Genomic DNA, 9,358 nt, shown 5'->3' with positions numbered 1-9,358 from the left:
GCTTACTAAGCTGTTCAATGAAATTGATAAGTATGGTCAGTCAAGTCAGGATAGCTTGTATATGGGAATACATCCCAAAGGAGAATGGGAATCATCTTCTTACGATGATCGACTTGCTGATGCAGATAGTCTAAAATTATTTCTCGAAAGACTTGAAGCTATAAGTGACGAAACATTAGATGAACAGGAAAAGATTAGTAAAACGGTAATGCTGATCAAGCTGAAAAACTCCATTGATAATGTGAAGTTTAAAATGCTTTTCATCCCATTTAATGCTGAAGGTGGCTTCTATAATAGCATGTCTTACACCTTATCAAACCTACCCTTCAAATCTGCACAAGATTATTATGATTATTTAAACTGGCTGCCTAAATACCAAGAGTCATTAAAAGATAATTTAGAACTGATGAAAATGGGTATTACGGAAGGAATAGTAGCACCGAAAATAATTATTAACAATACACTTAATCTGCTTAAGCCATGGCTAGTAGAAAACACAGAAGATTCTCCTTTCTACAATCCAATAAAAGAGCTTCCTGAAAGTATAGACGAGACAGACTCTGAGCTTATCGAGAAAAAGGCTACTGAGGTTATTGGCTCTCTACAGCAGACCTATACAGAAATCAATAATTTTTTCGCTAATGAATACATGCCTGTGGCCAAGGAACAGCCAGGTATAAGTTTTGTGCCTACAGGCAAAGAATATTATGAGAACAGAGTGAAACATTATAGCACGCTCCCGCTGTCAGCAGATTCTGTGCACCAGCTTGGGCTCGCTGAAGTAAAAAGAATACGTGCTTCAATGGAGGAGATTATCGCTGATCTCAATTTTGAGGGCACATTCGCAGACTTTATTCAATTCCTGAGAACAGATGATCAATTCTATGCTAAAACTCCACAAGAACTTTTAAACCGCGCTGCATGGCTAAGTAAAAAAGCCGAAGGTCAATTACCAAAATTATTTAACAAGCTATACAGTTTGCCTTTTACTGTTGAGCCTGTTCCGGCCAGTATAGCCCCCACTTATACAGGAGGCAGGTATGTTGAAGGTTCATGGGAGTCAAAAAGAGCTGGAATATATTGGGTAAATACTTATAATTTGAAAAGCAGAACTTTATACACATTACCAGCTTTAACACTGCATGAGGCAGTGCCAGGTCACCATTTGCAAGGTGCGGTTACCGGTGAATTAAAGGATGTCCCTGAATTTAGAAACAACTACTATATCAGTGCCTTTGGCGAAGGCTGGGGCTTATATAGCGAATACCTCGGTGAGGAAATGGGTATGTACTCAACCCCCTATGAACTATTTGGAAGATACACCTATGAAATGTGGAGAGCCTGCCGTTTAGTAGTTGATACAGGCATACACACCAAAGGCTGGTCAAGAGAAGAAGCTTTAAAATTCTTATCCGAAAATACTGCTCTCTCTATTCATGAAGTAACAACAGAAATTGACCGATATATTGGCTGGCCAGGACAGGCACTCAGCTATAAGATTGGGGAGATCAAAATTAAAAGCCTTAGAAAAATGGCAGAATCAGAACTCGGAGATAAATTTAATATTGGAGAGTTTCATCAGGCAATACTTGAAAATGGCTCCGTGCCTTTGACAGTGCTAGAAGAGCGGATTAATAAATACATTGACTCCAAGCTGTCTGACAACCTATAAAATTTGGGGCACAAAAAAACCCTGCCTCCTTGCGGAGCAGGGCCTAATCAACTCAAACACATTAATCTTAGAAAGATATTTCTTTGATCAACTTGTCGCCTTTTAATACTTGGAAAGTGATAGTACCGTTAACAGTCTCAATGTTGAATAATTGAGCAAACTGGTTAGCTACTACTTCTTCAGCAGTGTAAACTACTTCACTTTTGTGATTTAATATTTTGATTGTAACTGCATCATTTGAACCGTTACCTAATCCTAATAAAAACTTGTTGCTAGTGTACTGGTTAACGAAAGCAGTAAGGTTGTTATCAGACTTTAAGTTGTAAGCAAATTCGAAAGATTTCACTTCTTGGTTATCAGTTACTTCGATAGTGTAATTTCCAGCAGGAAGCTCACTCATGTTGTAAGGTCTAACAAAACCATTAGAGTTTTTGATGATCTCACCAAATACTTTTTTACCTGACTCATTGTAGATAGTCACTTTTACTCTTTGAGCATCTTGGTTAGTGTAATACACTTTGAAAGTTGCTGTTGAGTCACTTGATACTTTGATCTTAGAAGATCCGGCTGCGAATACAGAAGCAATTGAAAATGCAAATGCTAATACTGTTAATAATTTTTTCATTTCTTTTTTTGGGTTTGTAATTATGGTGCAAAGGTATGGGGGCTAATTGCAACAAACCCGATCATGTTTGCTCTGGCTTACTTAGATGTAAGAAATTAACTACTTGTTAATCAATATTTTAGAGGCTAAATGATATGAAATAAGAATTTCAGTAAAATCACAAAATAATATTCTTAATAAATATAAATTATAGAAATAATATTCTTAATAGATGCGTAATAATAGAGTAGTACAAAATATAATATGTAATTAAATTTTGTGAATTATTAACTTTTAGTCAAAAACTTGACGTTAGTCAAAGGCTAAACATTGAATAAACTCAACTTAACTCTACTGATTTTTAGACAATTACAGGAATATGGATAGTAAAAGTAGACCCTTCATCATGTTTTGTTTCAAACTCGATAAAGCCATCTAATTTTGAAACGGCCTTTTTGGTGATATACAAGCCTAGCCCATTGCCTTGCGAAAGCTCATTTGCTCTAAAGTACATCTCAAAAATTCTATCTGTAAGTTCTTTTTCAATCCCCTGTCCGTTATCACTCACTTTGAAGATAACATGACCATCCATTTTGTTAGTCTCGATGCTTATCCAGGAATCAGTCGCCTTCTTTTTATATAAGATGGCATTTTCTATAAGATTATCCATTATAATCTCTAACAGGTCGTAGGAAGAATAAACTTCCTTTACTTTCAAATCAAACTTAAAACTAAGGAGATTATCTTTTTTAAGTTTTTGATGTTTATCAATAACCCTATTCAGCAGACCTTCCAAATTTACTTCAGTATACTTCAGCTTATCAAAGCCAATGATACTGATGGCTTTGAGTTTGCTTACCATTCGATCCAAACTTCCGGCAGTGTCCTTCACCTTATCGAAAAGCTCTAGCGCCTTTGGGTCCGTTAAAATTGTACTTGCTATTTCTGCAAGCCCAAGAAAAGTAGTTAGCGGCCTGCGAAAATCATGAGAAGCATGATAAAAAAAGGTATCAAGCTCTTTATGAGCCTCCCGCAGTTCCTTTGTTCTTTCATCTATCTTATACTCTAACCCTTCGTTTAATGAAACAATCTCTTCATTGGCCTCTTGCAGCTCCTCAGACTGAGCGGTGATTTCTTCGGCCTGTTCACTTATCTCTTTATTGAGTGCCTCAAGCCTCTTATTATTTCTGCTTTTAATTTGAAGAATTCGGAAGGTGATAATTAGAAGTATCACAACACTTAATATACCAGTGGAGATGAACCCAATAAAAATCCTTTGATTCGTTATTGTTTTATTCTGCAAGTCCTGACTTTGCTTTCTATTTTCATTTTCAAGACTTAGGAGAGTTAGTTCTTTCTCTCTTTTCTCTAATTTATATCTTGACTCTAACTCAGCTAACCTCACATCCTTTTCTCTGCTATTAACACTGTCTTTCAGTGCTGCATGTTGCTTAAAATATTCTAATGCCTTAGTATCATCTCCAATAGCTTCATAATATTTAACATATAGGTCAAGGCACTCCAGCAGGTATGAAAGTGCATCCATCTCAGTCAAATGCTTATTAGCAAGATCTAAATATTTCTTTGCTTCCCTGTAGTTTTTTAGTTTGATATATAAACCCCCTATGGTGTATTCACTAATGGCGGAGCCCAAAGCATTACCGAGCTCAAGTTCTATTGGGTAGGTGCGTTGATAAATCTCCAATGCCTTGGCATACATTCCCATCTTTTCATAAACAAACCCCTTATTAAACTCTGCTGCAACAGCGCCTTTTTCATAGTTAATACTTGTTCTTAATCTAAAAGACTTATCGTAGCACCAAATGGCACTATCATATTGATTCATTCTATCAAAAAAGACGCCTTTATAATTATATCCTGTAGCCTCTACACCAATGTCTCCTATTCTATGGGCCAAATTGATTGATTTATTGATGAGCTCCAATGACTTTTCCGAATCCTGAGCAGAATATAGCCATGCCAGATCAGCATAAGTCTCTGCTATTTCTTTAATATTTGACTGATCCTCGAAGGTTTTTAAGGCTTTATAGTAATAATCCACTGCCATTTCTCCTTTGCCCATTTCTGTATACACAGAACCTAACAGAAAGTATGTTTTGGCAATGCCATATGGATACTTGGCCCTCTTATAAATCTCGAGACCTTTATTTATAGCTATACTAGCGGAATCGAAGCCACCATAGTTCATGTATATTTTGGCTTTCTCCAGATTTACTTCGGCCATGCTTAGGGAATCACCACGATACTGGTAAATACTAAGTGATTTATCAAGGTGTTTAATGGCCGAAGCATACTCGCCCTTTATATTTTCTAATGTTGATTGTATTACAATATAAGATGCTTGCTGTTCAATAGGCAGGTTATCAAAGTCTATCACCTTTAATGTTTCAAAGGCGCTTTGAGCATTGCCAGACTGAGCTATAACTTTAGCTTTAACCAGTAGTAGTTCATCTCTCCTACTTTGTGAAATTCCTGAGAGATCGAGCAAAGAGTCCACTCTAAAGATGACTTCTTTAAACCTACCTTGCTTCCTTAATAAATTTAACGTGTAAATAAAGACAAGGCTTACATCTTTATCTAAGCTAGTACCTAAATATATGGCAGAGTCATAATATATTAATGCCTCATTATAATTCCCTTTAGTATATTCTGCAATTCCCTTATTTGCTAAGACATCTACTTTTTGAGTATTATTAAGGTTAAGATCATTTGCTATCTGATAAGCGGAGTCTGCATACAAGATGGCCATTTGAGTATCAGAATGCCAATAATAATCAAGAGAGTCCAGCAACTTGGCAATTTGCTGATTTTGAGTTTCAGCTTGATCTGGTTTTTTAACCAAGTTAACTGACGGTTTTCCGTTGACCGCAAAAACAAATATAAGAAGGGTAAATATTAAGTTCAGACCCATTTATTTTAAAAAAACCAAGATAACTTAAGTAATTTAACTTATAAATTAAGCAATATTATCATATTAATAAACCTTAACTGACTACTTATAGATATTAAACTTTAATATTAACCAATTAGAAGGAAGCACAAAGATTATTAACTATTAAAATGAAAAGTAACTCACCTTTACCTACTTATCAAGCCATATTTGAGACCTGTGAAGAAGGGATAATCGTGGTCAACTCTGAAGGCCGAATTATTCTGGCCAACCAATCTTCTAAAAGGCTTTTTGGGTATTCGATCGATGAACTACTCGCTTTATCAGTAGATGACCTACTTCCTTCCAGCCTAAGAAAAAAACACGCAGAGTTAAGAAAAGGTTATAGTAAAAACCCCCAACCAAGAAGAATGGGAAGAGGTAGAGATCTCCAGGCTCAAAAAAAAGATGGTAGCCTATTCCCTGTCGAAATTAGCTTAAACCAAACATTCATCAACGATGACAGCCACACCGTAGCTTTTATTATTGACATCACAGACCGGAAAGTTATAGAAGAAGCCTTAAAGAACAGTGAAGAACAGTTAATTGTCTATGCCTCTGAGCTGGAAAAAAGAGTTCAGGCCAGAACTAAAGAGCTTGACGAAACCATAAAAAAACTTGAAGATGTAAATCACCATCTCGAAGATGAGATAGTGGAAAGAAAAAAAGCACAAGAGGACGTAGTTTCAGCACTTGAAAATGAAAAGGAATTGAATGAGCTAAAGTCGAGATTCGTTTCTATGGCTTCTCATGAATTCAGAACTCCATTGAGTGCTATTTTATCATCAGCCTCTCTTATATCAAAGTACAACGATCCTGGCACTGAGGAGAAAAGGTTAAGACATGTTGATAAGATTAAATCATCTATCAATAACTTGAATAATATCCTCAATGATTTTCTCTCATTAGCAAAAATTGAAGAAGGTAAAACTGAAATTCAGGTAACTGAGTTTAATATTAGCGATTTGGCCAATGAAGCAATAAATGATATTGAGGAAGTTTTGAAAAGCGGACAGCATGTAGAACTTAGAAAATTTGGTACTGAAAGAAAACTCAAGTCTGATGAGAAATTGCTGAGAAATATATTTATTAACTTATTATCTAATGCCAGCAAATATTCATTTGAAAACTCAAAGATTATTTTGGACGTCATATATGGTAAAAATAATATTGATATACACGTTACAGATCAGGGAATAGGAATCGATCTAACTGATCAAAAACATTTGTTCGAAAGGTTTTTCAGAGCCAAAAACGCAACTAACATTCAAGGTACCGGTCTGGGTCTTAATATTGTAAAAAAACATGTAGAATTGCTATCTGGCTCCATTACATTTGAAAGCCAACTTAATATAGGCACTACTTTTAAAGTAAAATTACCTCTATGAAGAAAATACTAGTTATAGAAGACAATAATGAAATAAGAGAAAATATTGGTGAGATATTAGAGCTAGCAGATTTCGAAGTAAGTCTTGCTGAAAATGGCAAAAGAGGTGTCGAAATGGCTATGGCTGATCATCCAGATTTGATATTATGTGATATCATGATGCCAGAGCTTGACGGTTATGGGGTACTTCACATTTTATCTAAGAAGGAATCTACACAAAGGATTCCTTTTATATTTTTAACAGCAAAAGCTGAGCACTCAGACTTAAGAAAGGGAATGCTTTTGGGCGCAGATGATTACCTCACCAAGCCGTTTGACGACATTGAGTTATTAGATGCTATAGAATCGAGGCTAAAAAAATATGATGCTATAAACAAGGAATACAAGCCTGACACAAAAGGCATTAAGAACTTCATTTCAGATGTTAAATCTGTTCATAACCTAGAGTCATTTACCTCTACACTTAGACCAAGACTTTACAAAAAAAGAAATGAAATCTTCAGAGAAGGAGATTACCCCAATCACTTTTATATGATCTCTCATGGCAAAGTGAAAACAATAAAGACCAATGAAGATGGCAAGGAGTTAATAACAGGTATATATTCTGCTAATGACTACTTTGGCTATGAAGCCTTATTAAAAGAAACTGAACACATGGACTCAGCTGAGGCTATCGAAGACTCTGAAATAGTTCAAATTCCTAAAATTGAGTTTTTCGAACTGCTTTATTCCAATCGCGAAATAGCTCAGAAATTTATAAAACTACTGTCTAACAATGTGGTTGAAAGAGAGCAGCGACTTGTTGACCTAGCTTACAACTCTGTTCGACAGAGAACCGCTGGTGCACTGATAGAGATTTTTGAGAAGTTCAACTCAGAAACTCCAGATGAACCGCTAAAGGTTTCTCGAGATGACCTCTCTAATATGGTAGGTACAGCTACAGAATCCGTAATCAGAGTATTATCAGACCTTAAAGAAGAACAAATTATTGAGGTTCAGTCTGGTAAGATCATAATCAAGGATATGGAAAAATTAGCTAAAATACAGCAGTGGCACTTTGCCAGATAATGGTAATGTAGACTAGTATCAATGTTAAAGATGACCTTCATCATAATAAAGAACATATAAATAGCTGATTTTTGGGTCTTTAAAATGGCGACTCATGAAATCTAATGCCTTATTTCTGCTTATGTTGATTCCGGCTTTCTTAAAAGCGCAATCAACTTCAAAATTCATAATTGAGCCCACAAGTTCTTTTGTGCTTAAAGGTGTTTCTAATGTGAATAAATTTGACTGCGAGTTGCAAGAAGGCTTCTGCGAAGACCAATTATCTATTGGATATACTCATGAGAAGGGTAATGTATATTTCAAAAATGCCAGTCTAAGTTTAAGTGTCAGCAAGTTTGACTGTAAAAGCAAATACATCACCCGAGACATGAAGAAGACACTCAATGAAGAACAGTTTCCATTTATGGAATTCGAACTTCTTTCTATTGAGAACTTTACCAACAACAAAAACACCTGTCCTATGGCAGAAGCATTAGTTACCATTTCTGGTCACACTAATAAGTACTATTTAAAGTATGAACTCACACCTCTTACCGACAGCACTTATCAAATAAAAATGGGTTCTGATTTCAAAATGAAAGACTTTAATATTGATCCTCCTTCTGCTATGATGGGACTTATAAAAGTTCATGACACAATTACCGTTGAGATTGACCTTCAGATAACCCTGCTCTAAAACTAATAAAGCCAGACTTTTTACAGACTAGCTTTTGTGCTCTTAGTTATTTCCTACTTACCTTTCTTTGTATACGAATTGAATTGGCAGCACCATTCGAACCCTCACTGGCACGCCTCTTTGTTTACCTGGGTTCCAGGCTGGGCTTTCGCTGAGCACTCTAAGCGCTTCCTCATCACACCCCATGCCGATACCTTTAATCACCTCAAAATCGACAAGCTGTCCATCAGCATTTATCACAAATTGCACAAACACTTTTCCCTGTACTTTTGCTCTGATGGCTGCCTGAGGATATCTTATATTCTCATGAATGCCTTTAAGGAATGTAGACATACCCCCTTTTGGTGTAGGCTTATCTTCTACAATACTAAATATCTCATCTGCAACTTCCTCCTCTGGCTTTTCTATTTCCACAACATCCAAGGCTGCAAATATGTCATCTTCAGAGATATCCATATCGAAATCAATATTAATCTCTTCTTTAATTTCCTCAGCATCCTGTACCTCGACAATATTAGCTTGTTTTACGACTTTTTCAGGTGGTGGAGGTGGAGGTTGATTTGTTAGTGGCACATCCATTATCTCCTCCATGGCTTGTATGTTACCCTCAAGGTTTATCATAGATGTGTTATCATAACTTCGCCATTCAAACATTACAGTAATGAATAGCATGCTTAAAAAAAGACCTATGCTAAAAAAGAGTTTCTTATGATCAATGGCATTTGTTCGTCTGGCTTTTTTGATGCTGATCAAATCAGCAACAAAATCAGAATCTTCCCAGGGCTTTTTTTCAATACTTTTAATAATGCCCTTTTTATTTTTTACAACTTTTAGGTTATAAATATTATTGGTTATTTCTGGAAGTCCCATGATTGACACTGGTTTGTTATTTAACTAATTAAATATCCCAACTTAACAACAGAATTAATATGATGATTGAATAGGTTAAAACTGATATTTATCAGATACGAAAAACCTATAAACAAAAAAAAGGAGAGGTA

Annotated in this window: 7 protein-coding genes; 4 read left to right on the top strand and 3 right to left on the bottom strand. The window is 35.7% G+C overall.

Annotated elements, in window-relative coordinates; genetic code table 11:
- A partial coding sequence (locus E1140_RS04110) for a DUF885 domain-containing protein (RefSeq protein ID WP_155179340.1) occupies positions 1 to 1,672 on the top strand: 1,672 nt, incomplete at its 5' end.
- 67 nt (positions 1,673 to 1,739) lie between these two features.
- Here E1140_RS04110 and E1140_RS04105 read toward each other — a convergent pair.
- Positions 1,740 to 2,297 carry a T9SS type A sorting domain-containing protein gene (locus E1140_RS04105; RefSeq protein ID WP_155179338.1) on the bottom strand — a complete coding sequence of 186 codons (558 nt, stop codon included), beginning with the start codon at positions 2,295 to 2,297 and terminating at the stop codon, positions 1,740 to 1,742.
- 340 nt (positions 2,298 to 2,637) lie between these two features.
- Complete coding sequence (locus E1140_RS04100) at positions 2,638 to 5,208, bottom strand: tetratricopeptide repeat protein (protein WP_155179336.1); 2,571 nt, start codon at positions 5,206 to 5,208, stop codon at positions 2,638 to 2,640.
- 149 nt (positions 5,209 to 5,357) lie between these two features.
- On the opposite strand from E1140_RS04100, the gene E1140_RS04095 reads away from it, so the two are divergent.
- The 3 genes from E1140_RS04095 (at position 5,358) to E1140_RS04085 (ending at position 8,357) form a co-directional block, all read left to right on the top strand.
- Positions 5,358 to 6,614: a sensor histidine kinase gene (locus tag E1140_RS04095; RefSeq protein ID WP_155179334.1), complete on the top strand. Its 1,257-nt coding sequence runs from the start codon at positions 5,358 to 5,360 to the stop codon at positions 6,612 to 6,614.
- Positions 6,611 to 7,681, top strand: a complete 1,071-nt coding sequence (locus E1140_RS04090; RefSeq protein ID WP_155179332.1) for a response regulator — start codon at positions 6,611 to 6,613, stop codon at positions 7,679 to 7,681. Before E1140_RS04095 ends, E1140_RS04090 begins: the two co-directional genes overlap by 4 nt.
- 94 nt (positions 7,682 to 7,775) lie before the next feature.
- Complete coding sequence (locus E1140_RS04085; protein WP_155179330.1) at positions 7,776 to 8,357, top strand: YceI family protein; 582 nt, start codon at positions 7,776 to 7,778, stop codon at positions 8,355 to 8,357.
- A 57-nt stretch (positions 8,358 to 8,414) separates the two neighbouring features.
- On the opposite strand, the gene E1140_RS04080 is transcribed toward E1140_RS04085, so the two are convergent.
- Positions 8,415 to 9,227, bottom strand: a complete 813-nt coding sequence (locus E1140_RS04080; RefSeq protein WP_155179328.1) for an energy transducer TonB — start codon at positions 9,225 to 9,227, stop codon at positions 8,415 to 8,417.
- Between the last annotated feature and the right edge of the window lie 131 nt (positions 9,228 to 9,358).

This window comes from Fulvivirga lutimaris, from assembly GCF_009711525.1.
Classification (GTDB): domain Bacteria; phylum Bacteroidota; class Bacteroidia; order Cytophagales; family Cyclobacteriaceae; genus Fulvivirga; species Fulvivirga lutimaris.
Note: the sequence above shows the minus strand (reverse complement) of the source record. Positions and strands in the feature narration are given on the sequence as shown.